Origin of the sequence: Paenibacillus sp. tmac-D7, from assembly GCF_006519665.1 — a bacterium.
Taxonomy (GTDB): Bacteria; Bacillota; Bacilli; order Paenibacillales; family NBRC-103111; genus Paenibacillus_G; species Paenibacillus_G validus.
In genome coordinates this window covers 1-25,882 of sequence record NZ_VIDW01000028.1, presented here as the reverse complement: position 1 = coordinate 25,882, position 25,882 = coordinate 1, and the positions used below count along the sequence as shown (strand labels likewise).

26 protein-coding genes are annotated in these 25,882 nt (G+C 56.1%); 10 read left to right on the top strand and 16 right to left on the bottom strand.

Annotated elements, in window-relative coordinates; all coding sequences use genetic code 11:
• Positions 1 to 72: 72 nt before the first annotated feature.
• Positions 73 to 804, bottom strand: coding sequence for a ThuA domain-containing protein (locus FKP33_RS18215; RefSeq protein ID WP_054795887.1), 732 nt, complete (start codon positions 802 to 804; stop codon positions 73 to 75).
• Positions 805 to 1,020: 216 nt separating this feature from the next.
• Between FKP33_RS18215 and FKP33_RS18210 the strand changes: the two genes are divergently transcribed.
• Entirely contained in the window at positions 1,021 to 1,959 is a 939-nt protein-coding gene (locus tag FKP33_RS18210; protein ID WP_054795941.1) for a helix-turn-helix domain-containing protein, read from the top strand.
• Positions 1,960 to 2,015: 56 nt separating this feature from the next.
• Here FKP33_RS18210 and FKP33_RS18205 read toward each other — a convergent pair whose 3' ends face one another.
• Together FKP33_RS18205 and FKP33_RS18200 are read right to left on the bottom strand one after the other, a co-directional pair.
• A complete protein-coding gene (locus tag FKP33_RS18205; protein ID WP_141335977.1) occupies positions 2,016 to 3,587 on the bottom strand; it encodes an extracellular solute-binding protein in 1,572 nt (523 codons plus the stop codon).
• Positions 3,584 to 4,132 carry an RNA polymerase sigma factor gene (locus tag FKP33_RS18200; RefSeq protein ID WP_127608549.1) on the bottom strand — a complete coding sequence of 183 codons (549 nt, stop codon included), beginning with the start codon at positions 4,130 to 4,132 and terminating at the stop codon, positions 3,584 to 3,586. The genes FKP33_RS18205 and FKP33_RS18200 overlap by 4 nt, the downstream gene beginning before the upstream one ends.
• Before the next feature lie 213 nt (positions 4,133 to 4,345).
• On the opposite strand from FKP33_RS18200, the gene FKP33_RS18195 reads away from it, so the two are divergent.
• Both FKP33_RS18195 and FKP33_RS18190 read left to right on the top strand, forming a co-directional pair.
• The gene (locus FKP33_RS18195; RefSeq protein ID WP_141335996.1) at positions 4,346 to 4,606 is read left to right on the top strand and encodes a GlsB/YeaQ/YmgE family stress response membrane protein; all 261 of its coding nucleotides are present in this window, start codon (positions 4,346 to 4,348) and stop codon (positions 4,604 to 4,606) included.
• Between the two features lie 88 nt (positions 4,607 to 4,694).
• The gene (locus FKP33_RS18190) at positions 4,695 to 5,171 is read left to right on the top strand and encodes a YtxH domain-containing protein (RefSeq protein WP_141335976.1); all 477 of its coding nucleotides are present in this window, start codon (positions 4,695 to 4,697) and stop codon (positions 5,169 to 5,171) included.
• A gap of 529 nt (positions 5,172 to 5,700) precedes the next feature.
• Here FKP33_RS18190 and FKP33_RS18185 read toward each other — a convergent pair.
• From FKP33_RS18185 to FKP33_RS18165, 5 genes are all read right to left on the bottom strand, one after another.
• The gene (locus FKP33_RS18185; protein ID WP_127608552.1) at positions 5,701 to 6,021 is read right to left on the bottom strand and encodes a hypothetical protein; all 321 of its coding nucleotides are present in this window, start codon (positions 6,019 to 6,021) and stop codon (positions 5,701 to 5,703) included.
• Positions 6,022 to 6,138: 117 nt separating this feature from the next.
• Positions 6,139 to 6,948, bottom strand: a complete 810-nt coding sequence (locus FKP33_RS18180) for a sigma-70 family RNA polymerase sigma factor (RefSeq protein WP_054798853.1) — start codon at positions 6,946 to 6,948, stop codon at positions 6,139 to 6,141.
• A complete protein-coding gene (gene rsbW, locus FKP33_RS18175) occupies positions 6,945 to 7,394 on the bottom strand; it encodes an anti-sigma B factor RsbW (protein ID WP_054795882.1) in 450 nt (149 codons plus the stop codon). The genes FKP33_RS18180 and rsbW overlap by 4 nt, the downstream gene beginning before the upstream one ends.
• 20 nt (positions 7,395 to 7,414) lie before the next feature.
• The gene (locus FKP33_RS18170; protein ID WP_127608554.1) at positions 7,415 to 7,774 is read right to left on the bottom strand and encodes an STAS domain-containing protein; all 360 of its coding nucleotides are present in this window, start codon (positions 7,772 to 7,774) and stop codon (positions 7,415 to 7,417) included.
• A gap of 115 nt (positions 7,775 to 7,889) precedes the next feature.
• Positions 7,890 to 8,384, bottom strand: a complete 495-nt coding sequence (locus FKP33_RS18165) for a DUF948 domain-containing protein (RefSeq protein WP_141335975.1) — start codon at positions 8,382 to 8,384, stop codon at positions 7,890 to 7,892.
• 231 nt (positions 8,385 to 8,615) lie between these two features.
• Here FKP33_RS18165 and FKP33_RS18160 point away from each other — a divergent pair, with 231 nt between their 5' ends.
• The 5 genes from FKP33_RS18160 (at position 8,616) to FKP33_RS18140 (ending at position 14,182) form a co-directional block, all read left to right on the top strand.
• Entirely contained in the window at positions 8,616 to 9,101 is a 486-nt protein-coding gene (locus FKP33_RS18160) for a Dps family protein (RefSeq protein WP_127608556.1), read from the top strand.
• Positions 9,102 to 9,525: 424 nt separating this feature from the next.
• Positions 9,526 to 10,581, top strand: coding sequence for a BMP family lipoprotein (locus tag FKP33_RS18155; RefSeq protein ID WP_127608557.1), 1,056 nt, complete (start codon positions 9,526 to 9,528; stop codon positions 10,579 to 10,581).
• Complete coding sequence (locus tag FKP33_RS18150) at positions 10,578 to 12,143, top strand: ABC transporter ATP-binding protein (protein WP_054795880.1); 1,566 nt, start codon at positions 10,578 to 10,580, stop codon at positions 12,141 to 12,143. The genes FKP33_RS18155 and FKP33_RS18150 overlap by 4 nt, the downstream gene beginning before the upstream one ends.
• Positions 12,136 to 13,215 carry an ABC transporter permease gene (locus tag FKP33_RS18145; protein ID WP_141335974.1) on the top strand — a complete coding sequence of 360 codons (1,080 nt, stop codon included), beginning with the start codon at positions 12,136 to 12,138 and terminating at the stop codon, positions 13,213 to 13,215. The genes FKP33_RS18150 and FKP33_RS18145 overlap by 8 nt, the downstream gene beginning before the upstream one ends.
• 4 nt (positions 13,216 to 13,219) lie before the next feature.
• Positions 13,220 to 14,182: an ABC transporter permease gene (locus FKP33_RS18140; RefSeq protein WP_141335973.1), complete on the top strand. Its 963-nt coding sequence runs from the start codon at positions 13,220 to 13,222 to the stop codon at positions 14,180 to 14,182.
• Positions 14,183 to 14,496: 314 nt separating this feature from the next.
• Here the strand turns inward: FKP33_RS18140 and FKP33_RS18135 are convergent, their stop codons facing one another.
• Positions 14,497 to 14,955 (bottom strand): ATP-binding protein, encoded by a 459-nt coding sequence (locus FKP33_RS18135; protein ID WP_141335972.1) that lies wholly within the window; start codon positions 14,953 to 14,955, stop codon positions 14,497 to 14,499.
• 16 nt (positions 14,956 to 14,971) lie between these two features.
• Positions 14,972 to 15,367 (bottom strand): STAS domain-containing protein, encoded by a 396-nt coding sequence (locus FKP33_RS18130; protein ID WP_127608588.1) that lies wholly within the window; start codon positions 15,365 to 15,367, stop codon positions 14,972 to 14,974.
• A 198-nt stretch (positions 15,368 to 15,565) separates the two neighbouring features.
• On the opposite strand from FKP33_RS18130, the gene FKP33_RS27250 reads away from it, so the two are divergent.
• Positions 15,566 to 15,724, top strand: a complete 159-nt coding sequence (locus FKP33_RS27250) for a hypothetical protein (RefSeq protein ID WP_164751864.1) — start codon at positions 15,566 to 15,568, stop codon at positions 15,722 to 15,724.
• 147 nt (positions 15,725 to 15,871) lie between these two features.
• Here the strand turns inward: FKP33_RS27250 and FKP33_RS18125 are convergent, their stop codons facing one another.
• The 6 genes from FKP33_RS18125 to FKP33_RS18100 all read right to left on the bottom strand — a co-directional run bounded on the left by FKP33_RS18125 (position 15,872) and on the right by FKP33_RS18100 (position 25,104).
• Positions 15,872 to 16,510, bottom strand: coding sequence for a hypothetical protein (locus tag FKP33_RS18125; protein WP_141335971.1), 639 nt, complete (start codon positions 16,508 to 16,510; stop codon positions 15,872 to 15,874).
• Between the two features lie 82 nt (positions 16,511 to 16,592).
• A complete protein-coding gene (locus FKP33_RS18120; RefSeq protein ID WP_230876300.1) occupies positions 16,593 to 17,801 on the bottom strand; it encodes a sugar phosphate nucleotidyltransferase in 1,209 nt (402 codons plus the stop codon).
• Between the two features lie 243 nt (positions 17,802 to 18,044).
• The gene (locus FKP33_RS18115; RefSeq protein ID WP_141335970.1) at positions 18,045 to 19,238 is read right to left on the bottom strand and encodes an ATP-binding protein; all 1,194 of its coding nucleotides are present in this window, start codon (positions 19,236 to 19,238) and stop codon (positions 18,045 to 18,047) included.
• Positions 19,239 to 19,248: 10 nt separating this feature from the next.
• Positions 19,249 to 20,133, bottom strand: coding sequence for a CheR family methyltransferase (locus FKP33_RS18110; RefSeq protein ID WP_141335969.1), 885 nt, complete (start codon positions 20,131 to 20,133; stop codon positions 19,249 to 19,251).
• Positions 20,134 to 20,165: 32 nt separating this feature from the next.
• Positions 20,166 to 23,897: a response regulator gene (locus tag FKP33_RS18105; RefSeq protein ID WP_141335968.1), complete on the bottom strand. Its 3,732-nt coding sequence runs from the start codon at positions 23,895 to 23,897 to the stop codon at positions 20,166 to 20,168.
• A gap of 52 nt (positions 23,898 to 23,949) precedes the next feature.
• A complete protein-coding gene (locus FKP33_RS18100) occupies positions 23,950 to 25,104 on the bottom strand; it encodes a PP2C family protein-serine/threonine phosphatase (protein WP_141335967.1) in 1,155 nt (384 codons plus the stop codon).
• A gap of 280 nt (positions 25,105 to 25,384) precedes the next feature.
• Here FKP33_RS18100 and FKP33_RS18095 point away from each other — a divergent pair, with 280 nt between their 5' ends.
• The gene (locus FKP33_RS18095) at positions 25,385 to 25,792 is read left to right on the top strand and encodes a YflT domain-containing protein (RefSeq protein WP_141335966.1); all 408 of its coding nucleotides are present in this window, start codon (positions 25,385 to 25,387) and stop codon (positions 25,790 to 25,792) included.
• Positions 25,793 to 25,882 lie beyond the last annotated feature (90 nt).

The following is a 25,882-nucleotide window of genomic DNA, read 5'->3' as shown; positions in this document are numbered from 1 at the left end:
TCTGCAACTGCAGATCAGAGCCGGATTTCGCCTGCTCAGGCTTCGTGCGTAACGCCGCACGCGGTTTAGACGCTAGCCTTTCGCTTTAATCGTCTCAAGCGGTTTATGGTTGCCGTATGTCGGATACTCGCGAGTCGTCGGAGCTGCCCAATAAGCGGCGTTGCGAATAACCCGGCGAATTTGCTCATTATAATAGGTCGGGTACGCTTCATGACCGGGACGGAAATAGAAGATCTTCCCTTGGCCCCGATGGAACGTGCAGCCGCTGCGGAACACTTCTCCGCCTTCGAACCAGCTGACCATGACAAGCTCGTCCGGAGCAGGGATATCGAAGTGCTCGCCGTACATTTCTTCTTCCGGGAGCTCGATGTATTCGCCGATTCCTTCGACGATCGGATGGTTAGGCGCTACGACCCAGATGCGTTCCTTCTCGTCCGCTTCGCGCCACTTCAGATCGCAGCCGGTTCCCATGAGCCTCTTGAACACCTTCGAGAAATGCCCCGAATGCAGCACGATCAAGCCCATGCCCTGCAGCACCCGTTGCTGCACGCGGTCAACAATTGCGTCCTGCACCTGGTCATGCGCTTTATGTCCCCACCAGATCAGCACGTCGGTGCTGTTCAGTCGCTCCTCGGACAGACCGTGCTCCGGATCGTCGAGCGTGGCGTAGGCGACTTCCACGTCGGCGCCGAGTCCTTCGCCAATGGCCGTATGTATGCCTTGCGGATATACCGAGCGAATACGTTCACTTTCTTTCTCATGCCGAAATTCGTTCCAAACGGTGACGCGTAATTTTTGACCCATCGTCCCATTCCCTCCACATCTTGTGTTCGTGTTACTCTCAGTATAGTGATTCAAACGGGGAAAAGATATGCTTAATCCTGCTTCATCTATATGCAATACTGCTCTCCTCTATCGATTCGTGATATACTGGTTAGGGAAGTGACTACGATGAAAGCTGGTCGTATATATGCAAAAGCGTTCTTCGGAAGCGAGGTCGGTTACGCTGTGAAACCTTTAATGCCGGTGCAGTCCGATGTCATGATCGAGGATGTCGTGTATCAAAATCCGCTGCTTTTTCTGAAAATATGGGAAATCCGCTCCGATAAGAGCGAAGATGGTACGAGCGGCTCTCCCGATCCGTGTCTGTGGCATTATCATAAAGAGGTCGAGTTTCTGGCGATCGTGGACGGCATGCTCGGCGTGCAGACGAAGCATGACTATGTTGCGCTTGGCCCCGGCGATGTGATGGTGCTGGGTTCCTCGCAATTGCACCGCACCCATAAGGCAGCCGTCGGGGAATTAAAATATGTCGTGTTTCAGGTGGATTTGACGCAGCATTTTGACCAGAGCACGCTGCCTTATTTAAGCTCGTTCTCCGAGCTGACAGAGCCTTTGAGTAAACTGAACTACATCTTCGCCGAAAATGCCGCTGCCCGGGCGCAGGCTCACGCGCTGGTTATGAACATCTATACGGAGGCGCTGCAGCGCACGCGCGGATACGAACTCGCCGTCAGCTCGGCCATCAAGCAGCTGCTGCTGCTGTTGATCCGCTCGGACGAGCGGGGCGTGCTGGGCGGCGTGCAGGACGCCGACCTGCTGCGCTTGCGCCCGGCGCTGGATTATGTCGACCGCCACCTGAGCGAGAAGATCGCCGTGGAGGACGTATGTGCCGTGCTGCACTTGAGCTACCACTACTTCATCAAGCTGTTCAAAAAGGTGATCGGCCTGTCGTTCATCGACTACGTGAACTACAAGCGCGTTAAAACCGCCGAGCGTCTGCTCCTGACGCAGGACCTCAGCGTCACCGAGGTCGGCGAGCGAGTCGGCATTCCGAACATGGCGCAGTTTTACAAGCTGTTCAAGCGCCACAACGCGTGCTCGCCGAAGACGTTCAAACAGCGCATGCAGAGCGGCGGCGGTCCGGCTTCCCGCGAAGCGGCAGCCGGGGCTGACTGAGCCCACACTGCGCCGCATGGGCGCGGTATGGGCTCAGATAGCGGAATTACAGAGCGCTATTGCCTGTTTTTTTCAAGCCCCGTATTCCCCTTCGGCAGAGGCACCAGCCCCGGTCTCTCGCTTTCCTCCGGGTTCCACAGCTTCTCCGCCTCAGCCTGCAGCTCGCGCAGCGCCTGTTCAAGCGTCTTGCGCCCTTGAAGCACCTCGGCTGACTTCGTTTGCAGCTTCTTGAACACCTCCCCGCTGATGGTGCGGCCAAGCGATGACGATCCGTCGAATAATAGATCCGAGGGCCGCACCTTCAGGAACGCCTCCGTATGCTTGCCGGGGACGCTTGCCACCGGCATCGCCGGACTCTCCGGATAACGATCAACCTCCAGCCGTCTCGGCTCTTCTTGCTGAATCAGCTTGATCAGCTCCCAGGCGGCCCGGCGGTTCGGGGAGTTGGCGCTGACCGCGAATATGCCCCCCAGCGAGAAGGTCATCGATTCCGAAGGGCGATCCGGATGAACAGGCTCGCTCGCCACGTCCCATTCCGGGGCATTCTTCGAGGCCTTCAGCGTCTGGATATAGCTGTACCGCTGCAGCGTCATCGCCGCTTTCCCCGTCAGGAACGGGTCCGGGGTCCCTCCCGTCTCCGCACGGTTGCCGCCGGATGCCGATTGAGGCGCTTCGTATACGGCCCCTTCGCGCAGCGCCTCAAGCACGGTCGCCCACACCATCCGCCACTGCGGCGTATCGATCGCCACCTGCCTGGTCTTCGGATCAATGATGGAAATTCCCGCCGCATTCGCCACCTGCATGATCATACTGGTCGGCCACGACCCGTTCCCCGTCGCCAAACCGTACACGCCTTCCCGCCTGCCGCCTCCTTCGCCGATGGCGGCAGCTATGCCGAGCAGCTCCTCCCAAGACATCCCGTCTTCCGGATAGGCCACTCCATAACGATCGAACAGCGCTTTATTGTAATAAACCGCAAGCTGGTCGAAGCTCGGGGCAAGGCCGTATAGCTTGCCGTCGCCTTGCTTGCGCAGCGCCTCGATCAGGCCCGGATGGGCTGTCTTTAGCGGAAATCCGTCCTTTTTCACAACCTCATCGAGCGCGTACAGCTTGCCTTGACGCACAAGGGTCGCAAACTCCGCACCGTTCACCCCCATCACATCGGGCAGTTCCTCAACCGGCCATGTCGATGGATTCGACCTCATCACGCTGCTGACCGGAGAGACGTCGCCGTACGGAATAATCTCCACCTTCACATTCGGAAACTTCTTCTGAAAAACAGCCCCGTATTGCGACATAAACGCCTCTTCGCTGAAATAAGCCACCTTCAACGTCAATGCTGTATTCGGGTCTAGCGGCTGCAGCGCCGGGTCTTTCGGCTGGGTCACCAACGGAGTGAACGCCGATTTCAGCCGATCGGCTTCGGCCACACCGAATACAACCGCTCCCAGCAAGGCGGCAGCAGGCAACCATAGCCATTTGCGGCTCCGCCCTCTAACCGGCGGCACCATCCGTACCCGCGCCTGCACCCGTTCGGCCAGTTCCTTCGAAAACCCGCCCTGAGACAACGGCAGCCGTCTTAACTGCTGTTCCCACGCTTCGGGTTCGTTACGCTCGTTTTTTGTCACAGGGTATCCCTCCCTTCGGTTTCCAATTGCTGTGATATTTTCGCTCTTGCCCGCGACAGTCGCGACTTCATCGTCCCGACGGAAATGCCCAGCAGCTCCGCGATTTCGACATACGACAGCTGATGATGCGCATGCAGCAGCAGCACCTCGCGCAGCTTCGTCGGCAGCTCCAGCACAAGCTTCCACACGTCCTCCTCCACGAGAGCGCTTAACGCTTGCGATTCGGCCGAGGCGACGGTTTCATCCCGCTTCAGCACGCCGAACGGCACAACGCGCCGAAACCACGCCGAGCGCCACTGATCGCGCACCGTATTGCGCGTAATCGCCAGCAGCCACGTCTTGATGCTCGCTTCACCGCGAAACGAGTAAAGCCGCTCATATACTTTCATAAATACATCCTGCGTAATGTCGTCCGCCGTCATCGGCTGACGCGTCAGAAAGAACGCGTAGTTCCATACATCCTCGCCATAGGTGAGCATCAGCTCGGATAAGATTTCGTTCTTATCCATACCTCCTGCGAGCGATTTCAAATACTCAAAGGCCACCCGGGTTCACCTCTCATCCAATTGGACGATGCAGGGATGGAAAGGTTCCCTTTTTCGCTGAAAAATCATAAACGCCCGGCGCCGATTGCGGTCGAAAATACCTGCAGCAGCTGTCGAACGGACGCCGAATACAGCCGCTTTTTGTTTCACCCTCCCGCCACCCGGGTAAAAGTAGACATGCAAGTAATCAACCTCAAAGGGAGCGTGATGAACATGTTAAGCTTGCTGATAACGTTAATCATGGCTGTTGTCATTGGATCTATCGGGTCGGCGATTGCGCCGGGCGCGATGCCGGGAGGTATGCTTGGTTCGATGATCGCCGGATTCGTAGGCGCTTGGCTCGGTGCCCTGCTGCTCGGTTCGTGGGGGCCGGTTATCGGCGGATTCGCCGTTTTGCCTGCCATCATCGGCTCTGCATTGTTCGTGTTCTTGCTCGGGCTGCTTGCAAGAGGCTTCGGCAAACACACGGCGTAACGGTTGTACAAACCCTGTAGCCCCGTAACCTGTAGGATTGATTCACACCGGAGATCGTGTGGATGACAAAGAGAAGGAGTGAGGAGATATGAGTACGGTGAACACGGAGACAAGACGAAGCGGCATGCTGATAGGAACGGTAATGGCCGGTCTGGCCGGCGCAGCGATTGCGTTGTTAACGGCGCCGAAATCCGGACGCGAGCTGCGCGGCGATCTGAAGGATCGTTTGCAGACGCTTCAGGCTAAAGGCGCAGACCTGGTGGGAACGTGTAAAGCGAAAGCTGTGGAAACGGCTCAGCTCGTGAAAGAGCAAAGCGGCATGCTTGCGGACAAAGCGCACACGGTTACCGACGACATGGCAGATAAAGCCCGCGCTGCGACCGATCGCGCGGAAAGCGCCGCCCATACGGCCGTTGACCGCGCCTCATCCGCAGCGGAGAAGAAGCTCGGACAAGCGTCCGACTTCACTCATCGAACGATGGATTCCGCAGGCGATTCGTCGCAGCGCCTAGTCGACGGCGCCTCCTCTACGGCGCATCGACTGGCCGACAAATCGTCGCATTAATCCAAGCCCTGCGGGGCCCCCATCCAGCCTAAACCGTTGTTGCGGTTTAGGCTGGTTTTATGTTACCCGTCCATCCACAAGGTACATATATTCATATGCCTGATATTCACGTTGATCGCACCTTACCAACTCCGGGTTTCTGAAAGCAAAGGTATCCATTCCGGCTCCAGGGTCACATACTGCTTTACCTCTAGCCTGAGCGCTTCTTTAAGGCTCTCTTCCCCATACTGCGCACGACTAAGATAGAGCGACGTAGGGATACATACTGCACCATGTACGCAAGGGCATCTTTACGACTCGGGTTCAACGATAGCTCGCTCAGGATCGACGGCGGGCAACGCCATCACCATTCCCTGACCAAAAGCGGTGTGATCTTCCCCCGTCGGAAGACGAGCGGCCATTAACTCATTGAAGATTAGAGGATTAGAAGATTAGCGGAACACCAAAAAGCCGGGAACAGCTTGTCCCCGGCGTCACCAGCTTATGCACGGCCTTCCGCGCTGCGCATGCCGTCTGCGCTTTGTCCGCTCTATACCCGCTCCAACCGGATGATCCAGCTCTCCTCGGTCAGCTCATCCTGCTGCAAGCATACGTTTACGGGAATGCGCTCCTTCTCCGGCTTGACGAAATAACCGTTCTCCAAGTAGTAGCCGCGCTCCTTGGCCACCGCCAGCAGCATACAGAACTTCTCCGCCGCACGAACGGCTTCATCCTGATTCGGGAACGCTTCCAATAGGCTGCCGAAGCCAAGCGGGTTGCTGGAAGCCTGAATCGACAAAATGTACGAACCTTCCTCTTCCCGGACCATGACTTCACTGCCGTCACACTTTATACGATGTTTAACTGCCATGAGAACCACCGCCTTCTCGTAAGTTTGGGTGCTTGTCTATCATTACCCGCTCTTTGCCGCGCTGAAACATGCCCCTTCTCTCGCTTCACGCAAAAACGCGCCCCACCCGGGACGCGTTTACGATCCGACGTCGCGATTGCCGCCGGTTTCTTGAAAGTAAGCCTTCAACTTATCGAGCGCACGCTTTTGTATACGCGACACACTCATTTGCGAGACGCCGAGCTGTTCGGCGATTCGCCGCTGCGACTGCCCTTCGGTATAAGCGAGATGAAGCACCTTCTGCTCTTCCGGCTTCAAATGTACAAGCGCATCCTGCAGCGTAAGCCGATTCTCCACCCTCTGATACGCATCGCTGGGACAGCCGATCACATCGCCGATCGTCGATCCGTTATCGTCCGATGACAGCGGCGTATCCAGCGAAACGTAATGGTAATAATCGCGTCCCGCCAAAATCTCGATCGTCGCCTCGACGGACAAGTCCATCGCTTCGGCGATCTCCTCCACGTTCGGGGAACGTTCCAAACGAACGGTCAGCTGATCGACCACCTGCTGGATTTGATTCCCCTTTTCCTTAATCCGCCTGGGCACCTGAACATACCAGGATTTATCGCGCAAGTAATTTTTCATATGCCCGATCACGCTTTTCATCATATAAGCTTCGAACTGCACGCCAAGCGTCAAGTCGAATTGCTTCAACAACCGAAGCACCGACATTTGCCCGACTTGGTACAAGTCCTCGAACAGGTCCGGACGGTTACGCGACATTTTACCCGCAGCCATCTTCACCATCGGCTCGTACTGACGCAGCAGCACCGTTGCCGTTTCATTACAGCCCGTCTCCTGATATCGAACGATTAATGCCTCATTCGCGATGGAAGGAGCTTCATCCGTGGTTCCGGGCACCGTTCGTTCCGAATTGATTTTCATACCATTTCCTCGCTTCGGATGAGGCGTTTGGTCAAAGTCACTTCCGTGCCTGCGCCTGTACGCACCTCAACATCGTCCATGAGCGCCTGCATCAAATATATACCGAGCCCGCCGACATTGATTTCATGGAGCGTCTTCTCATGCAGCGATTCGGCGCGCTGCGCTTTCGCCTCGTAATCGAAGCTCGGTCCTTCATCCTTCACCGTAATGCGCAGCCCGTCGTTCAGCCGCTCGAAGCGCACGTTCATCTTCCCGGGCCGACCCGGTTCGTAGGCGTGCACCACCGCATTATTGCAAGCCTCGGCGACCGCCACTTTCATATCTTCAATTTCTTCATACGAGAAACCGAGCTTGGAGCTGATGCCGTAAAGCGTCAGACGGACCAAGTCGATGTACTCCGGCTCGGCAGGGACAGTTAGACACACGGCGTGAGTTTCGGAATTCATAAGCTCTCTTCGATCCTTTCTTATCCGTTAATGATGCGGGCCTCAGACGAATCTGCCGGCGACTTCGGTTGCAGAAACGAAGTAATGCCCGTCAGATCGAAGAGTCTCCTGATTTTCAGCGGAATCTCTTGTACTGTAAAAGAAGCCTTCAAGACGTCCCTTGCTTTTAATACCGATACAATCACACCGATCCCCGTGCTGTCAATATATTGAAGCTGCCTTAAGTTCAAGACGAGGCCACGCCCGGTGTCCGCTACAAGCGGATCCAGCACGCAGCGCAGTTCCGACACCTTGGACAGATCGAGTTCGCCTTGAAGATATACAATGTTCTCCAGTTCCGTTTTTTTCGTTTGGACTAGAAAGCTGTTCGGTTTATCCATATGAAAATCCTCCTTGGCCGCTGCTTGTCTTGAAGCTTCTGCAAGCAAGCCGTATCGGCTGCTAGAAACTAATTAACCGGGAAACCTTCCTTTTGAAACACCGACTCCACAAACTTTATCGGTTGGGGACCGCGGCGGAGACGGCTGTCCGATGTGTTTCGTCAGGTCGGGCGGATTCCGCTTTCTTCCTTTCGCGCCACTTCTGCCACAGCTCGATCACTATCGGCACCGTCTGCAGCACATGTTGAGCCGTTTCCCCTGCCGTCTTCGGATCTTTCGGTACGCTGTTCCGAATCGTTCCCGCCACCGCGGTGGACGCTTGCTTGACCGAAGAAGTAACTTCCTGGACGGCGTCGCCGATATTTTTGACCGAATCCACGACCGAATCGATCGAGTGCAGCTTGTTGCGAACGTCCACCGATACTTCGTTCGTGTGCCGCAACAGCTCCACCGCTTCCGTGCTGATGCCGTTCATTTGCTCCTGCAATTCACGAATAACCATGTTCGTCTGTCCGAGCAGGTCCGACACCGAGCGCAGCGTTTGAATAAGAAAAACGACTAAAGCCGCGAATGCGATGGCCACGACGGCCACACTAATTTCAATAATCATCCTGCATCCCTCCATATTCATGGTTCGATTGGGTATTTTTTAACCGCTCGGGACAAGCTTGAAACGCACAATTGGATCAGGATCAAATTTGTTTCAATCGGCTATCCTATGGGTAAGGAAAGACAAGCAGGCGGACAAGCGACGACCTGTTATTCCCGGACAGTTCGGGTGAGCCTCAAACCGCGCGGGCTGTCCAACCCTAAATAACAAGGATTCGGGAGGTAATAGACAATGGCTAAAGTAATGGAAAAGGAAACCGTTAAGGAAACCACAGGGACAACGGGTAACGACCTGCTGGCTTTACTGAATCAACAGGTTGCGAATTGGGCCGTCTTACACATAAAGCTGCATCAACATCATTGGTTCGTGAAAGGACCTCACTTTTTCGATTTGCATGCCAAATTCGAAGAACTCTATAATGAAGCCGGCCAGACGATGGACGAACTGGCGGAACGCATTCTTGCTCTGCAGGGATCTCCGGTATCCACGACCAAGGAAATCTCCGCAGCGGCGACAGTGAAAGAACACGCGCCTCTGAAATCGGCGGATGAGATGGTGAAGAGCGTACGCGACGACTTCAAGCAGCTGATCAATGAGATCGGACAAGCGATGGAGGTCGCCGAGAAGCAGAAGGACGACGGCACGCACGATATGCTGATCGGCATTCGTACGACATTGGAGAAGCATGTGTGGATGCTGGACGCCTATATAAAGTAAGATCGGCAACCGCAACAATGGCGGACTGTCGAAAGGGTTTACCCCTGGTCAGTCTGTTTTCCAATGCAGGCGATAACTGATCAAATTTGGGTAAAAATTACAGATTTTATATTGCCCATGGTCAGTTTTTGTGTTAGAATTTCCGCAAGGAACGCAGTCAGATCAGCATCATCACGCTACACGAACTCAGGAAACCGATAAGAGCAAGTCCGGTTTTCCTGGGTTTTTTTAGTAAATGACGCCAACCTGCTTGCGTTACCGACCGCACCGGAACCGGCTGCCGTTACAAAACATCTTCCCCGCCGAATACGGGCCGCAAACCGTTAAAGGGAAGGTGGCATTATTTGTGATAAGGAAAGCCGGGATGGTTATACTAGCCTTATGGAAAGGCAAGGTCCACCATTTGAAGGAGGGGTCTATCAGAATGAAGAAGCGGCTTTCACTTAGTTTGATCGTCTTGTTGACGTTTGTCCTTGCCATGACAGGCTGCGGCAGTAAAAATCCTGCACAAACCGAAACCGGAGGAACCACGACCGGAGGAACGACAGCGGGCGCGGAGAAACCCGGATCCAAGCTGAACATCGGGATGGTGACCGACGTTGGCGGCGTAAACGACAACTCGTTTAACCAAAGCGCATGGGAAGCTCTTCAGAAGCTGAACAAAGAAACGGGAGTCAACGTTAAATATTTGCAAAGTAAAAACGACTCTGAATTTGTGCCGAACCTGAACCAACTGGTGAAAAACAACTATAACCTGACTTGGGGGATCGGTTTTATTATCGGCGATTCGCTGAAAACCGTTGCTCAGCAAAACCCGGAAGCAAAGCTGGCTATCATTGATAACGTAGTTGAAGCGCCTAATGTCGTTTCCGTTACGTTCGCCGAGCATGAAGGCTCTTATTTGACAGGCGTTGTGGCAGGCTTGATGACGAAGTCGAACAAAATCGGCTTTGTCGGCGGGATGGACATTCCCGTCATTAAACGTTTCGAGGCCGGGTTTGTAGCCGGCGTTAAAGCGGTAAATCCGAACGCTAAAGTAACGATCAACTACACAGGCGCATTCGACAAGCCCGACCTGGGTAAGGCGGCTGCCTCTACCATTTACAACGACGGCGCGGACATCGTCTTCCATGCGGCCGGGGCAACCGGCGACGGCGTGTTCAACGAGGCGAAAGACCGTGTGAAGAACGGTAAAAAGGTGTGGGTAATCGGCGTAGATAAAGACCAATCGCTTACGTTCGGCGACGATGTGACGTTGACGTCCATGATGAAACGGGTCGATACGGCGGTTTATAATATCTCCAATGACCTGATTAACGGAAAATTCGAAGGCGGCAAAACGATCGTACTCGGTCTGAAGGACAACGGTGTGGGCCTCCCGGAAACGTCCAAAAAGAACGTCCCTGAAGATGTGCTGAAGAAAGTAGACGAGTACAAAGACAAAATCGTCAAAGGCGATATTCAGGTTCCGGATAAATGAGCAGCGGAGCGACCAAAGTAGAGATGCGCGGCATCACGAAACGGTTTCCGGGACTTGTTGCCAATGACGGCATCAACCTGACGCTGAAGGAGGGCGAGATTCTCGCCCTTCTCGGTGAGAACGGCGCGGGCAAATCTACGCTGATGAATATTTTGTTCGGTTTATACCAGCCGGATGAGGGCGAAATCCTCATTGGCGGCAAACCGACCGCTATCCAGGGCCCGAAGACGGCAATCCGTCTCGGGCTCGGTATGGTTCATCAGCACTTTAAGCTCGTGCAACCGTTTACCGTGACGGAGAATATCATTCTCGGTCTGGAGCCGAAGCAGCGGTTGTCCATCCATTACCGGAAGGCGGAACAGCAGGTGGCCGAGCTGTCCGACCGTTACGGACTTCGCGTAGACCCTAAAGCCAAAATTCAAGACATCTCGGTCGGTATGCAGCAGCGTGTGGAAATTTTGAAGACGCTGTATCGCGGCGCCGACATTCTGATCTTTGACGAGCCGACGGCGGTGCTGACCCCGCAGGAAATTCAGGAATTGATCGAAATTATGCGCAAGCTCGTCGCCGAAGGCAAGTCGATTATTTTGATTACGCATAAGCTGAAAGAAATTATGGCCATCGCCGACCGGGTCATGGTCATTCGCAGGGGGAAAGTCATCGATTCGCTTAACGTCAGCGAGACGAATCCGGATGAGCTGGCCGCCAAGATGGTCGGTCGGCAAGTCTCGTTCAAGCGGGATAAGAAGCCCGCGAGTCCGGGTCAGCCGGTGCTGATCGTAGATAAGATCGTCGCCCATGCGGCCAGCGGCGCCCGCGTATTGGATGAGGTGTCGCTGGCCGTGCGCAGCGGAGAAATCCTCGGCATTGCCGGCGTCGACGGCAACGGGCAGAGCGAGCTGGTCGAAGCCGTCGCCGGGCTGCGCCGCATCGACAGCGGCCGCATCTCGCTGGCCGGGCGGGACATTACGAACCGACCGCCGAGGACCATCTCCGAAAGCGGCCTCGGACACATTCCGGAAGACCGTCATAAGCACGGACTCGTGCTTGATTTTACAATGAGCGAAAATATGGTGCTGAAAACGTACTATACGTCCGCCTACAACAAGAACGGCTTCCTGGACTACGCGGCTATCGAGAAGCAGGCGAAACGGCTCACGGAGGAATTCGACGTACGCATGTCCGGGCTCGATAGCGAGGCCCGTTCCTTGTCCGGCGGCAACCAGCAAAAGGCAATTATCGCTCGCGAAATCGACCAAAACCCCGAGTTGCTGATCGCCGCCCAGCCAACCCGCGGCCTCGATGTCGGCGCCATCGAGTTTATTCATAAACGCCTGATCGAGCAGCGGGATAAAGGGAAAGCGGTGCTGCTGTTATCCCATGAGCTCGATGAAATTTTGCAATTGTCCGACCGGATCGTCGTCATCTGCGGCGGGAAAATTATCGGGGAAGCCGATCCTGCCCGCACAAGCGACCGCGAGCTCGGGCTGATGATGGCAGGCTCCGGCCAAACCGGCAAAACCGGCAGCGAGCCAGAATCCGGAGGTGACACGCATGTCTAAGTGGTCCCGCCTATTTATTAAAGACTCGGCGCTTGTTCCGCTCGCGGCCATCGTGCTCGGCCTTCTCGTCGGTGCGATCATCATGCTGATCGGCGGTTACAACCCGCTCTTGGCTTACGCGTCCTTGGTTGAGAAGGTCGTCGGCGATCCATACAGCATCGGCGAAACGATTCGTGAAATTACGCCTCTGATCTTGACGGGGCTGTCGGTCGCCTTCGCGTTCCGCACAGGCTTGTTCAACATCGGCGCCGAAGGCCAGTACATCATCGGCATGACGGGCGCCACCTTTATCGGCATCAAGCTGCAGCTTCCGTTCTGGATTCATGCGCCGCTTGCCATTATCGTGGGGGCCGTGCTCGCGGGCTTGTGGGGAGCGATCGCCGGTTATTTGAAGGCGAAACGCGGCGTGAATGAGGTCATCACGACCATCATGCTGAACTGGATCGCGCTGTTCTTGTCCAACTATATCGTCAGAGAATTCCTGCTTCAGCCCGGCCAACAGCGCTCCTACAAAATTCACGAGTCGGCCATGATCAGCCTTCCGGCCCTGAGCGAGGCTTTCGGTAACGCACGTCTGCACTGGGGCACGCTGATTGCGATCATCGGTGCGGTTATCTTCTACGTGCTGCTGTGGAAAACGCGCCAAGGCTACGAGCTTCGCGCCGTCGGGCACAGTCCTAGCGCGGCCGAATATGCCGGGATGAGCGTCAACCGTAACGTGGTGAAAGCGATGTTCGTCGGCGGCGTGTTCGCAGGTCTTGCAGGCGTGTTCGAAGTGCTTGGCGTATTCCACTACCAGACGATCGCGGCCGGCTCTTCGGGCTACGGCTTCGACGGCGTCGCCGTCGCCTTGCTCGGCGGCAACCATCCGCTCGGCGTCGTGCTGGCGGCCACTTTATTCGGCTCGTTAACGTACGGATCGGCGGGCATGAGCTTCGGCGCCGACGTGCCCCCGGAAATTATCCGGGTCATTATCGGTCTTGTCATTTTCTTCGTCGCTTCGCACGGCATCGTTCGCTTCGTGCTGCGTCCGATTACAGCTAGGCGTAAAGCCCGCGGGGAGGTGACTTGACGTCATGGATGCGTTGCGAATAATCGGCGAATTGCTGCAGACGACTCTCGTTTTCTCGACAGCCTTAATCTTCACCGCACTCGGCGGCATTTTCTCCGAGCGATCGGGGGTCGTCAACATCGGGCTGGAAGGTCTTATGGTATGCGGGGCGTTCGCCTCCGCCGTAAGTGTGTACTATGCCGAACAGGCAGGGATGATCGGCGCAGCGCCTTGGATCGGCCTGCTTGCGGCCGCCTTGTTCGCCATGCTCGTCTCCGCGATCCATGCGGTCGCTTCGATTACGTTCAAGGCGAATCAGGTGGTCAGCGGCGTCGTCATTAACTTTTTGTCGGCAGGCATGACGATTTACTTGGTCAAAGTGCTGTTCGAAGGGGCCGGGCAGACGGAAACGTTAAATGCCGTCTTCCACAAAGTCGCCATTCCGGGGCTGGCGTCCATTCCGGTGATCGGCCCCGCGCTGTTCAATGCCTACCCGACCACCTACATTGCGCTGATTCTCGTGATTGTCATCTGGTACACGCTGTTTAAAACGCCTTTCGGCTTGCGCCTGCGCTCCGTCGGCGAGCATCCCGGCGCGGCGGATACGCTTGGCGTCAGCGTTGCCAAAATGCGGTATATCGGCGTGCTGCTCAGCGGCCTGCTGGCCGGTCTCGGCGGCGCGACCATCACCTTGACGACGACCAGCAACTTCTCGCACAACACGATTTCCGGTCAAGGCTTCATCGCCCTGGCCGCACTGATCTTCGGCAAATGGCATCCGCTCGGCGTATTGGGGGCCACCATCTTCTTCGGTCTCGCGCAAGCAGTCAAAAACTTCGTGCAGCTGTTCGACTTTGCCAAGAACATCCCGATGGAGTTTTTGTACATGCTGCCGTACGTGCTGACGATTCTCGTGCTCGCCGGCGCGGTCGGACGCGCCTATCCCCCGTCCGCTCTCGGCGAGCCGTACGACCCGGGGAAAAGATAAATGAGCGCTTGGAAGATCGTCCTGCCGCAAAACGCAGGACGATTTTTTTGCGCGCACAGCGCAGTCAGGGCCGCCCGATCCGCACCGGCTTCCGTCTTTTCACAGTTGCTCCCGCATGCCCCCGGTCCCCAGCCGCCAGCCTCGCACCGTTCCCTCCACGCCAAATAACGGAACCGAGCTGCCTTATCATCCTCCACGAGGATGAAAGAGCGGCACAATGCCGCCTATAAGGTATCCAGGTTCCGCTAGTTCTCCATTCATGTCCATTTGAGTAAAAGGGCACACCACCGGTGCACCCGAGCTCTCAAGAGAGCTTATCCAAGCCGTTTATACAGCTCGATTCGATCGGAAGCGCCCCCCGTCCCGGACTCCACCTTCACCTCGTCCACGAGCGCCTGCATCAAATATAAGCCAAGCCGGGGGCTCTCAAACTGCCGGTCATCCAGAGACGCAGATTGCGGCAGCTCTGCGGCCGAGTCGTCCGCTTCGCGAAACGATAGCCGGCAACCCGCCCCTTCCAACCGTACGACCAGCTCCGCCGGGCGCATGGTGAAGACGATCCGAAGCGCCGCGCCCGGCGGCTTCTCCGGCGTCTGCAGCAGCGCATGGTTGCACGCTTCCGTGAGCGCGACTTTCAAATCTTCAATTTCTTCATAAGTATAGCCCATCCGCACGGCAACGCCGTAAAGCGTTAGTCGTACCGTATCCAGCTCATCCGCATCGAACGGGACGGTCAGCGTGACTTCTTTGTCCGTGCCGGTATTTCCACTCATGCCGACTCACCCTCCATCATGATAAATCCCGCTGAGATGAGCTGTCCTCTGTTGATGAAGAAGCGGAGGAGCCGGCAGAGCCGCCGGACGGTTCAGACTCCACGAGCAAAAACCGGGTCAATCCTGTCGTATCAAACAGACGGCGAATTTTAGCAGGCACTTCCTGCACGGCTAATCGGGCGTCGGCCGATTGCCTTGTTTTTAACAACGAGACGATAAGACCGATCCCTGTGCTGTCGATATACGTCAGCTCCCGCAAATTCAGCTTGAGCGGCAAAGCCGAGCCTGCAGCCAAAGGTTGCGCAACGCTTCGGAATATTTCCGCCGTGCTCAGATCGAGTTCGCCCGACAAGTGCAGTACATGGGCGTCAGGTATCGTATGAACGATAACCTGAAACTTGCTGGCATCCATCTTCAATAAGCTCACTCCGATTCAAAATGTATAGTTCCTATCATACCAGATTTTGGCCCGTTTTTCACGAGTCCATAGGCCCTCTTCCGTCCCTCCGGCACCGCATCAAGCTGCACGATTCAACAGCGGCTTGGCCGGGTAATCATGGCTAAGGGCGAATCGCCGCATAACCGACTTGCAGTAAAGGAGCGATATCAGATGGATCCATTCAAAAGCGTCGACATTGAAAAGAAAAATGTGGAGAAAAAAATGGATTCCGGTAGGGTTGCATCCACATTCATTAAATATGCGGCCTACATCGTGATTTTTTTCGGATTCCTGTACTTCCTCGTTCGTTATGTGTTCCCGAAATTTTAATAACTCCCGGCTTAACGGCAAATGCGCAGAAACGCACACGGTTCATCCGCGTGCGTTTCTTGACGATTCGTCGCTCTCCTTGACAGGCAACAAAAACGCGAGCATCCGACACTCCCACCGGATGCTCACGTCTTGATTATGCCGTCATCAAGCTGCCGTTCGATGGAAATAATGGACCGCGGTCAGCTTGCCCGTCTCCGCATCGATAAACAGTTTCAACGCCCGCGAATGACTTCGATACACAACCCCGTCCTCGGCGATCCAGTCAGGCTTGCCGAGCGCGTCCTGCAGCTTGGCCGCATCGAGGGGCAGCGTCTTGCCGTCAATGTCGACAGTTTCCGCCTCCGCGGCGGACACGACGATGAAACGGACGAAGTTGTTGTGCAGCCCGACCTTGCAATCCTCGTAGACAAGAACCCGCTCCTCTTTAAACAGAGGATCCGTTTCGACAGCCTTGGGCTCGCCTTTGATTTCGTATACCGTCTTCAAGTCGTCGGTAACCGACAAGCCGTTCACCCGTTCCAACTTGAAGGTGCCGTTCCGGGAAGCAGCGGCCGCTTGAGGCATCGTTCCGGTCGAACCGTTCCCGGCCGGACCGGCTGCTGCCTTCAAGGCCGCGGAATCGACGCCTGGAGATGCATAGGCTGCCTCCGCCTGCACGAACACCATCGCCGACCGGGAAGGCGGCGGCGATAACGACTTGTCGGGTAATACCGTTCCCCATGAGGCCCCGGTAACGCCCATGAGAACGGCGCCGACGACCCATCCTATGCTCCAGCTTTTCACGTCAATTCCCCTCCTCCGGTTGAATCCGCCCGGTTTCAATTATTCGTTAGGCTGAGCCGACTGCTTGTCCGCTGTCAGAGCGCTAACGGATGCGTTCGAATTGGTACTGCCTGATCGGGACATACGCTTTAGGAATAAATTCCAACGGCTCCCCAATCGGCTCCGCATCGCCGATGACCGTGACCGGCCTCCCTACCGTCTCCGCATCGCCGATGACCGTAACCGGTTCGCCGAACCGGCTGCCAACCGTCGCTCCGTCTTCGATGACGGCGCCTTCCCCGATTATCGCATTGCGGATAAACACATCCCTGCCGATTCGGGCACGCGGCATCACCACGCAATTGCGAAGCACGCTGCCGTGTCCGACGAACACGCCGGCCGATAACACCGAGCGCTCGATTTGTCCGAAGACGGCCGATTCGCCGGCGACAAGCGCATGCCGCAGCCGCGCGTACAGACCAGCCTGAGTTTGCGCCGATGCCCGCCCAGGCGAACGCATCGGCCAGTCGCCATCCTCGAGGTCGAATTTCGGCGGGTCGCCAAGCAAGTCCATATGCGCCTCCCACAAACTTTCCACCGTGCCGACATCGCGCCAATAGCCTTCGAACGCATACGTCTGTACGCGGTCGCCCCTCGCGAGCATAGACGGAATGAGGTCTTTGCCAAAATCGTGGCTCGAAAGCGGATTGCAGGCATCCCGTTCGAGTATGTGTTTCAAGTAGCTCCAGCGGAACACGTAAATCCCCATCGAAGCGAGGTTGCTGGTCGGCACCCTCGGCTTCTCCGCAAATTCCGTAATCCGTCCTGCCTTGTCCGCTTTCATGATGCCAAAGCGGTGCGCTTCTTCCCAAGCGACCGGCGTTACCGCAATCGTCGCATCGGCTCCCGTCTCGCGGTGCCGCTCCAGCAGCTTGCGGTAGTCCATCCGATAAATATGATCACCCGAGAGAACAAGCACATGCTCCGGGTCATAAAACTTTAGAAACGCCATATTTTTGAAAACCGCATCCGCCGTGCCCGTATACGATCCGCCCGCCGACGGCAGCAGCGTAACGGCATTCGACCAGAGTGCGCCGGAGCCGATATGCCGGTGCAGAGAAGCCGCCTGATACTGCGTGACCACTCCGACGACCGGCAGACCGGAATTGGTGCAATTGCTGAGCGCAAAGTCTATCATTCGGTAGCCTCCGCCAAAATGCACTGCCGGCTTCGCTTTATCCCGAGTCAGTACACCCAGCCTGCGTCCTTCTCCTCCGGCCAACAGCATAGCAACGCATGATTGGGATTTCATAAAGTCACCTCTCACCTCTCACCTTTCTGTGCAAATTGGAGACTTAGGCGTCATGAACATCATGGCTCTCTATAATTATTTTTAACCAAAAACCTGCTTCTATGAAACAAATGGTGAAAAAGCTTCCATTGCCCTTGGCATGCGGCTCCCTCCCCCTCTGCCTGGACAAAACGCAAAACGGCCCTACTCCGAGGAAACCCAACCGACTGCTTGAGTTTGCCTCCCTGTAAGGCCGTCCGATGCTTAAGCCAATCTTAAATCATCTTGTTCTTCATAAGGTTTCATACGCACTGAAAAAATAAATTCCGCCCCCGGCTGTTCGGTCGCCACATAGGCGATCTTCCCTCCCATCAGCTGCACCAAATTGCGGCAGATGGCGAGACCCAGACCGGTACCGCCGTACTTGCGCGTCAACGAAGAGTCAACCTGCGTGAACGGCTGGAACAAGAGCCCCCGTTTCTCTTCGGGAATGCCGATGCCGGTATCGGTAACGCGGAATTCGAGCGACAGCTGTTCGCCTTCACGCTCGAGCGGTCTCACCGATACATGAACGCCGCCGCGATCCGTGAATTTGACGGCGTTGCCGATCAGGTTGATCAGCACTTGACGCAGCCGGGACTCGTCGCCCAGTAAACACTCCGGAGTCTCCGGGTCAATGTCGCACGTCATCTCCAGCGATTTCGCCCGGCACTCCGCATGGAACATCTCGAACGTTTCGATTAAACAATTGCGAAGGTGAAGCGGCTGCTCCTTGAGCTCCATTTTACCCGATTCGATTTTCGTCAGGTCCAGGATGTCATTCATAATGTACAGAAGCGCAGCCCCGCTTCGCCGGATCGTATCGGTATATTCGCGCTGTTCGCTGTTCAGTTCGGTCTCCATCAGCAGATCGGCCATGGCGATCACCCCATTGAGCGGCGTTCGAATTTCATGGCTGATCATCGCGAGAAAATTCGATTTGGCCGAAGCCGCCTGCTCCGCCGCCTCTTTCGCCCGCTCCAGCTCACGCGATCGCTCATTAAGCAGCTCCGTTTGCTGCTGCAGCTTTTTCTGGGCCATATACATGCTGACGAAGCCTTCGATCTTCGACTTCAGCGTACGCGGCACGAACGGCTTTACGATATAGTCGATCGCGCCGACGGAATAGGCCGTGAATGACTGATCCTGCTCTTCCGGCGCCGCCGTAATGAAGATGATCGGTACGGTCCTCGTCTTCTCCCGGGATTTGATCCATTGCGCCGTTTCGAAACCGTCCATGCCCGGCATCTGTACGTCGAGGACGATCACGGCGAATTCATGCTTCAGCAGACAGCGCAGCGCTTCTTCCCCGGACGTCGCCTTTACCAGATCGTAATGATGGTCTTCCAGCACCGCTTCAAGCGCCAGTAAGTTTTCCGGTTGGTCATCGACCAGCAGAATGCGGATCGCCTCGTTCATCCACCACACCTCATTTTTGTTTACGATAAATTTTTTCCTGATGGTCAAGCACTGCGTAGCCGTCTGCATGCTTGGTGAAGGAGATCGACTCCTTATGACCCAGCACCAAAATCCCCTCTGTACTCAAGCTTTCATAGAACAGATCGTGAACCTGATTTTGCAAATATCCATCGAAATAAATCAGTACGTTCCGGCAACAAATAACGTGAAACTCGTTAAACGAGCGATCAGTCACAAGATTATGCTGGGCAAATACGATCTTCTCGCGCAAAAACGGATGGAATGTCGCCCGATCCCCCGCCGCCGTATAGTAGTGGGAAAATGCATCCTTGCCCCCGGCGTGCATATAATTTTTCGTGTAATCCTGCATTTTCCTGAGCGGGTATGAAGCCTTCTCGGCAGTATGCAGAACTTCCTCGTTAATATCTGTTGCATAAATGCGCACCCGGTCATACAGGCCCTCCTCGTAGAGCAGGATAGCCATCGAGTACACTTCCTCCCCGGTCGAGCAGCCCGCGTGCCAGATCCGAATGGCGGGCACGCTGCGCAGCAGCGGTACAACCTGCTCGCGGAAGGCGTAGAACAGACTCGGATCGCGGAACATTTCCGTGACATGGATGACCAGATCGGCCAGCAGCCGCTCCATGCAGCCGCGATCGTGCAGCACGCGCTCCTGCAGCGCCGACACGGTCGACAGCTTCTCCGCATCGATGCGGTGCCGGATGCGACGCCGCAGCGAAGGATAAGCGTAATGCCGGAAGTCGTATCCGTACATCCGAAACAGTCCTTCCAGCAGCAGCGTGATTTCAATGCGCTCCCGCTCCTCTTCTTCCTTCGTGACGCCTACTTCCTTTTCTCTCCTATAATCGTCGCTTACTTGCCTTAATGAAGCCATTTCCTACAGCTCCTTGCTTATATCCCGGCGGCTCATTTGCACAACCAGACTCTTATTAAGGAGAGCAGTTGTTCCGTATGAACCGGCTTCGTGATGTAATCGGAGGCCCCCGCCTGCATACATTTGTCCCGATCGTCCTTCATCGCTTTGGCCGTTAAAGCGATAATCGGCAGTCCCTCGAACCGTTCGTCGGCGCGGATGGCGCGCATCGCTTCATAACCGTCCATTTCCGGCATCATGACATCCATCAGCACCACATCGAAGTCCCGCTCCCGCTCCAGCTGAGCGAGCGCCTGCTTGCCCGTCTCCGCGAACGCAACCTGCATCTCAAGACCTTCCAGCAAATTGGATAGGGCAAACACGTTGCGAATGTCGTCGTCGACGATCAGCACTTTCTTGCCGGCGAATACCGCCTCGATGCTGTGCAGCTTCTGGAGCACCCGCTGCTTCTCTTCCGGCAGCCGCTCCTCGACGCGGTGCAGGAACAGAGCCGTCTCATCAAGCAAACGCTCCGGCGATTTAACGTCTTTAATAATGATCGACTCGGCGTATTTTTTCAGCCGCATCTGTTCTTTTTTGTCGAGCGTATGACCGGTGTACAGAATAATCGGAATGCGCCTCAGCCTTTCGTCCGCCTTGATGCGGTCGAGCAGATCGTACAGCGGCAAATCCGCCAGCCCGTAGTCGATAACCATGCAATCGAACGAATGCGTCGAGAGCAGCTGCAGCGCACCGGCCTCGTCAGAGGCGGTGGCGATGTTCACATCGTCGTGCGCGATGAGCTCGATCAATCCGCTGCGCCGCGCTTCGTCCGACTGGACGATCAGCAGGCTGCGCAGATCCCGGTTCAGGAACGTCTGGATCGACGCGAACGCTTGCTCCAGCTGTTCCTTGCCGGACGGCTTCCGCAGCCAAGCGATCGCGCCCATGGACAGCCCCTGGTGAATTTCGTCCACGACCGAGATGACATGAACCGGTATGTGGCGGGTGGCCGCGTCGCACTTCAACTGCACAAGCACCGCCCAGCCGTCGATAACCGGCAGTTGAATATCGAGCAGAATCGCGTCGGGGATATGCTTCTTCGCCAGCTGCAGACCGGTATCGCCTTGCAGCGCGACGATCGCCTTAAAGCCGCGGCTGCGCGCCATGTCGAGCAGAATCGACGCAAAGTGCGCGTCGTCCTCAATAATAAGCAGCACCCGGTCGCCCGCCGCGATCCTCTCCCGATCGTCGGTCAGCGCGTTTGGCGCGTAATCGCCGGCCGCTACGACGGACGTGCGCAGCCCGCTATCCACGGCGGTCGACATGACCGTGTACGCTTGCAGCGCTCCCGCGCCCGCCGCATCCCCCGCTGCAGCTATCGCCGGCGCCACCTCGTCGGCGCTGCTCCGGCAGCCGGGGTCTGTCGGCACATACAGGGTGAAGCGGCTGCCGCGCCCTTCTTCACTTTCGAGCTCGATCGCGCCGCCCAGCAGCGAAGCCAGTTGCCGGCTAATCGACAGGCCGAGGCCGGTGCCGCCGTATTGGCGGCTTGTTGTGCCGTCGGCTTGCTGGAACGCTTCGAAGATCATATGCTGCTTCTCCGGCGAGATACCGATACCCGTATCTTCCACGTCGAACGCGAGCAGCGTTCTCGAGGCTTTCGTTTGCTCGGGCGATGCCGGAAGAGCGGCGTAGGTTTGCACCGGCCTTACGGTCAAGGTCACCCCGCCGCGATGCGTAAATTTGAATGCATTGGACAGCAGGTTTTTTAAAATTTGCTGCAGCCGGACGGCGTCCGTCTCGATCCGGTCGGGAATTTCGCCCTCCATCCTCACCTCGAAGGTCAAATCCTTCGTACGGGCGAGCGGAAGGAACGCCTTCTCGACGGAATCGACGATGTCGTGAATCGTCACGTGCTCCGGGTGCAGCTCCATCCGCCCGGATTCTACCTTCGCCAAATCGAGCACATCATCGATCAGCTTCAGCAGATCGCAGCCGGAAGAGTAGATGGTCTCGGCATATTCCACTTGCTTGCCCGACAAGTTCCGGTCCTTATTTTCCTTCAGCAGTTGGGAAAGGATAAGCAGACTGTTCAGCGGCGTGCGCAGCTCGTGCGACATATTGGCGAGAAACTCGGACTTGTATTTCGAAGCAAGCGCCAGCTCCAACGCCTGCTGTTCGAGCGAATCCCGCGCCAGCTCGATCTGCCGGTTCACTTCCTCCGTCTCGCGGATTTGCTCTTCCAGCTCTGCCGTCTTGCGCTGCAGCGCCTCGTTGCTCAGCTCAAGCTCCCCTTGCTGCCGCTGCAGCAGCTCTTCGGACGCTTGCAGCGCTTTCGTCTGTTCTTCAAGCTTCTCGTTCGACGCCTTCAGTTCATCCTGCTGGGAAATCAGCTCCTCCGATTGGCTTTGCAGCTCATCGGTAAGCGCCTGATGGATGCGCAGCAGCTCCTCGTTCCGCAACCGGCCCTGCAGCGCGTTCAACAGCATACCGATCACTTCGGAGACTTGTTCCATCAGCTTGAGCTCTAATTCGGAGTACGGTTTGAACGAAACAAGCTCAAACACGGCCAGCACGTTGTCCTCGTATTTTATAGGCTGCACCGTAACGGCCATGGGCTCCATCGCCCCGAACGCGGAGCGCACCGTCCCATAGTCGCCGGCATACTCGCGGATGTGAATCGCTTTGCCGTCCTTCGCCGCCTGCCCGACAAGACCTTGCCCAAGCGGCAATTCGGCTGCCGCTGCCGCTTCGGGTTGAGCATGAGCATAGGCCCCGGACAGCACGAGCTTCTTCTCCTTCATGTACCCCGAGGAGGACGGCTCCACGATGTAAAAGGCGCCGCCATGCGCCCCGACGGTAGTCGCCAGCCGGCTAATAAAACCTTCAGCCAGCTCCTCGACCTTGCCGCTTTCCTGCAGCGAATAGTAAATGTTGCCGACCTGTGTCTGCAGCCATAACAGGTCCTCGTTCATTCGGTTCAGCTCGCGTTCGTTCACCGCCGCCTTCTCCAAATCGTCAGCCAAGCGGTTGAACATGCGGCCAATTTGCCCGAATTCGTCGGACGTAGTGACCGGTACCCGGTAAGTCGCCTCTCCCCATTGGACACCGGCAAAGTTGGAGATCATCCCGGTCAGCGTGCCGATTCCTCGAGTCAAGCTGCGCATGAGGGCATACATAATCCCGAAGCCGAGCAGCAGCCCGACAATGGTGAGCGATCCCGTCCATTTGAACGACTCCTGATTATCGGCATGCACCGTCTCAATGGCCTTATCCATGGCTTCTTGTTGAAACTTGCTCATGCCCGTCATCGACTCGATAAAGATATCCTGCAGTTCAAGGCCGCTGGCGGTCCGGAGCTTGTTCGCTTCGTCTTCCTTGCCCTGCCGGTGCAAGATGATGACTTGATTGACGTGGTCCAAATAAGCGGTTCCGTATTTAAGCATATCCTCGACGATGGCGCGTTCCTGATTTTCGTCAAAAATCGCATCCGCCTTCTCCATCCCGCTGCGAAGGGATCCGCTCAACGCGCGCATCTGCTCCAGGTGTTTCTTGTCGCTGGACGGGTCGTCGATGAGCAGCAGATTGACGGTCGCTTTGGAGAGCTCCGCCGCCTCATTGCGCATTTGCGTGCTGATCTTCAGTTTTTTATAGCGGTTATCGTACACTTCCTTGATGCTTTCGTCGGTGCTTGACAGTCGGCTGATTCCGAGACCGGCCAAGGTGAACATAATCACGAGCAGGATGCTGAATCCCAGAAACAGCTTGGTTTTAATTTTCATGCCTGTTGACCCTTTCCCCATCTTCATCGTCGTAAGCGGTTGACCCCTGCGTTCATGATGCGCTGATCATCACCATGCAAATATCGTCTTTGCGCGACTCCAGCACATCCGCCGGCAGTACCTCCCGCATCACTTCTTCGGCATTGCGGCCCTCTCCCATACTGGCTTGTATGCGCTCCATGAGCAGGTCGGCTTCGCTCGCCTCTTCCGGATAATCGTCCGGCAGCGGCAGCGCTTCAAGCAATCCGTCCGTATACAGCACAATGCGAATCGGCTGCTCATAAGCGTACGTGCTTTTGGTAATGTCCATCTGATCGAAAAAACCGACGGCGCAGCTCCCTTGATCGAGCGCCATCGGACGTTTGCCTTCCTCGAATAAAAACCCGGGCGGATGGCCCGCATTCACATATTCGATCGTCTGCCGTTCCGTATCGATCAATAAATAAATCGCCGTTAAATAATAACTCACGTCTGCACTCTTCTGATTCAATTGGTTCATATACCGATTCAACTCGGCCACCACGAACTCCGGCGACACGAACCGTGTAATCGTATCCTGCATAACGGAGGAAATGAACATGCACACGAGCGAGGACGAGATGCCATGCCCCATCATATCCAAAATGATGACCCCGTGGCGATGTTCGTCAATGCGGTACCAGGCGTATAAGTCGCCGGCCAGCTCGAACGAAGGGTAATACACCGCCCCGATGGACAGCCGCTCTTTCTGTAAAGGGGGGCTGAGCACGCTGCTCTGTACTTGCCGGGCAAGGTCCAGCTCGCTGCGGATTTTGGCTTCGTTCTCGATATGCCAGTCTTTCTCGTATTTAAGCCGCAGCGCTACGCGGATGCGGGCAATCAGCTCGATTTTGTTGACCGGCTTCATCACGTAATCGATGGCGCCTGCTTCCAGCGCCTCGGCCAGCTTATTTGAATCGCCGAGCGCCGTAACGATAATGACCGGAATGTCCTTCAACCGGTCGTCCTGCTGAATGCGGCGGCACGCCTCAATGCCGTCGACCTCCGGCATCATCATGTCCATCAGAATCAAATCGACGGGAATTTTCCCTTCCGTGTGGGCAGCTAATCGATCCAGCAATTCAACCGCCGACGACGCTTTCCAGAACGAGTGATAACCCGCGCTTTGTAAAATTTTCTCAATGACGATAATGTTAACCGGATTATCATCCACAATGGCTATATTCATGCTTGATTCGCCCCTCATTTCTAATCGCCAAGCGGTTCAAATCCGCTTCCAAACATACCCTGAATTGTACCGTTATTACCATTATAGCGAACTTTATAAGTATATGTAACCTTGTCAAGGGGCGATTGAAACAAGAGAAAGGCTGATTCAACGCGGAAAATAAAGGTTAATAAGGGACAAGCCGGTCGGTTAGCAGCCGGCTGCACAACAGCCATCCATGCATGGAACAAGGAAGTCCGGGCGCTTGGCAGCAAAAAAACATTTTCGGGAGGGACCATCCATGAGAACGATGATCAAGCTGGTTGACCATGTGGAGCAAGCCATTCGAGCGATTCGTGAATTCCGGGAACAAGGCCATCCGTTAAGTGAAATTTACGTGCTGGCTCACGATAGCGAACGAACTGAGGAGCTTAGTAAGCTGACCGATACGAATACGATCGGTTTGATAGAGGAAGGCATGGCGACCGCTTTCGCCAACCTGTTCCGATCGCGCGGAGAGCAGCTGCGGTCAAAGATGGAGTCGCTCGGCATCTCCGCCGGGGAAGCGGAGCGGTATGAAGCCGAGCTGGATCAAGGCCGCGTCCTTGTTCTCGTCTGGCACGACGAGAACATGGAGCGCGAGGAGGCCGAGCGCCGGCGTAAGCGTCCCGAGGACGCTTACGTGCCGCCGATCGGCGGGGTGTACTGATCGCCGCGGAAGCGCGGTAAGCGGCGGCGGCCGGGTGCTCCGCCGCGCCATGCGAACAGCCCGAAGACGGGACTCGAAAGCGAGTCCGTC

Excerpts from the sequence above, each read along its gene's own strand:
- FKP33_RS18105 (WP_141335968.1), bottom strand. The coding sequence starts at position 23,897 with ATGAAAATTAAAACCAAGCTGTTTCTGGGATTCAGCATCCTGCTCGTG.
- FKP33_RS18135 (WP_141335972.1), bottom strand. The coding sequence starts at position 14,955 with ATGAGTGGAAATACCGGCACGGACAAAGAAGTCACGCTGACCGTCCCG.
- FKP33_RS18180 (WP_054798853.1), bottom strand. The coding sequence starts at position 6,948 with ATGAAAATCAATTCGGAACGAACGGTGCCCGGAACCACGGATGAAGCT.
- FKP33_RS18145 (WP_141335974.1), top strand. The coding sequence starts at position 12,136 with ATGTCTAAGTGGTCCCGCCTATTTATTAAAGACTCGGCGCTTGTTCCG.
- FKP33_RS18130 (WP_127608588.1), bottom strand. The coding sequence starts at position 15,367 with ATGGATGCCAGCAAGTTTCAGGTTATCGTTCATACGATACCTGACGCC.
- FKP33_RS18165 (WP_141335975.1), bottom strand. The coding sequence starts at position 8,384 with ATGATTATTGAAATTAGTGTGGCCGTCGTGGCCATCGCATTCGCGGCT.
- FKP33_RS18160 (WP_127608556.1), top strand. The coding sequence starts at position 8,616 with ATGGCTAAAGTAATGGAAAAGGAAACCGTTAAGGAAACCACAGGGACA.
- FKP33_RS18120 (WP_230876300.1), bottom strand. The coding sequence starts at position 17,801 with ATGAAATCCCAATCATGCGTTGCTATGCTGTTGGCCGGAGGAGAAGGA.
- FKP33_RS18115 (WP_141335970.1), bottom strand. The coding sequence starts at position 19,238 with ATGAACGAGGCGATCCGCATTCTGCTGGTCGATGACCAACCGGAAAAC.
- FKP33_RS18150 (WP_054795880.1), top strand. The coding sequence starts at position 10,578 with ATGAGCAGCGGAGCGACCAAAGTAGAGATGCGCGGCATCACGAAACGG.
- FKP33_RS18140 (WP_141335973.1), top strand. The coding sequence starts at position 13,220 with ATGGATGCGTTGCGAATAATCGGCGAATTGCTGCAGACGACTCTCGTT.
- FKP33_RS18110 (WP_141335969.1), bottom strand. The coding sequence starts at position 20,133 with ATGGCTTCATTAAGGCAAGTAAGCGACGATTATAGGAGAGAAAAGGAA.
- rsbW (WP_054795882.1), bottom strand. The coding sequence starts at position 7,394 with ATGAATTCCGAAACTCACGCCGTGTGTCTAACTGTCCCTGCCGAGCCG.
- FKP33_RS18215 (WP_054795887.1), bottom strand. The coding sequence starts at position 804 with ATGGGTCAAAAATTACGCGTCACCGTTTGGAACGAATTTCGGCATGAG.
- FKP33_RS27250 (WP_164751864.1), top strand. The coding sequence starts at position 15,566 with ATGGATCCATTCAAAAGCGTCGACATTGAAAAGAAAAATGTGGAGAAA.
- FKP33_RS18155 (WP_127608557.1), top strand. The coding sequence starts at position 9,526 with ATGAAGAAGCGGCTTTCACTTAGTTTGATCGTCTTGTTGACGTTTGTC.
- FKP33_RS18210 (WP_054795941.1), top strand. The coding sequence starts at position 1,021 with ATGCCGGTGCAGTCCGATGTCATGATCGAGGATGTCGTGTATCAAAAT.
- FKP33_RS18170 (WP_127608554.1), bottom strand. The coding sequence starts at position 7,774 with ATGGATAAACCGAACAGCTTTCTAGTCCAAACGAAAAAAACGGAACTG.
- FKP33_RS18195 (WP_141335996.1), top strand. The coding sequence starts at position 4,346 with ATGTTAAGCTTGCTGATAACGTTAATCATGGCTGTTGTCATTGGATCT.
- FKP33_RS18185 (WP_127608552.1), bottom strand. The coding sequence starts at position 6,021 with ATGGCAGTTAAACATCGTATAAAGTGTGACGGCAGTGAAGTCATGGTC.
- FKP33_RS18190 (WP_141335976.1), top strand. The coding sequence starts at position 4,695 with ATGAGTACGGTGAACACGGAGACAAGACGAAGCGGCATGCTGATAGGA.
- FKP33_RS18095 (WP_141335966.1), top strand. The coding sequence starts at position 25,385 with ATGAGAACGATGATCAAGCTGGTTGACCATGTGGAGCAAGCCATTCGA.
- FKP33_RS18100 (WP_141335967.1), bottom strand. The coding sequence starts at position 25,104 with ATGAATATAGCCATTGTGGATGATAATCCGGTTAACATTATCGTCATT.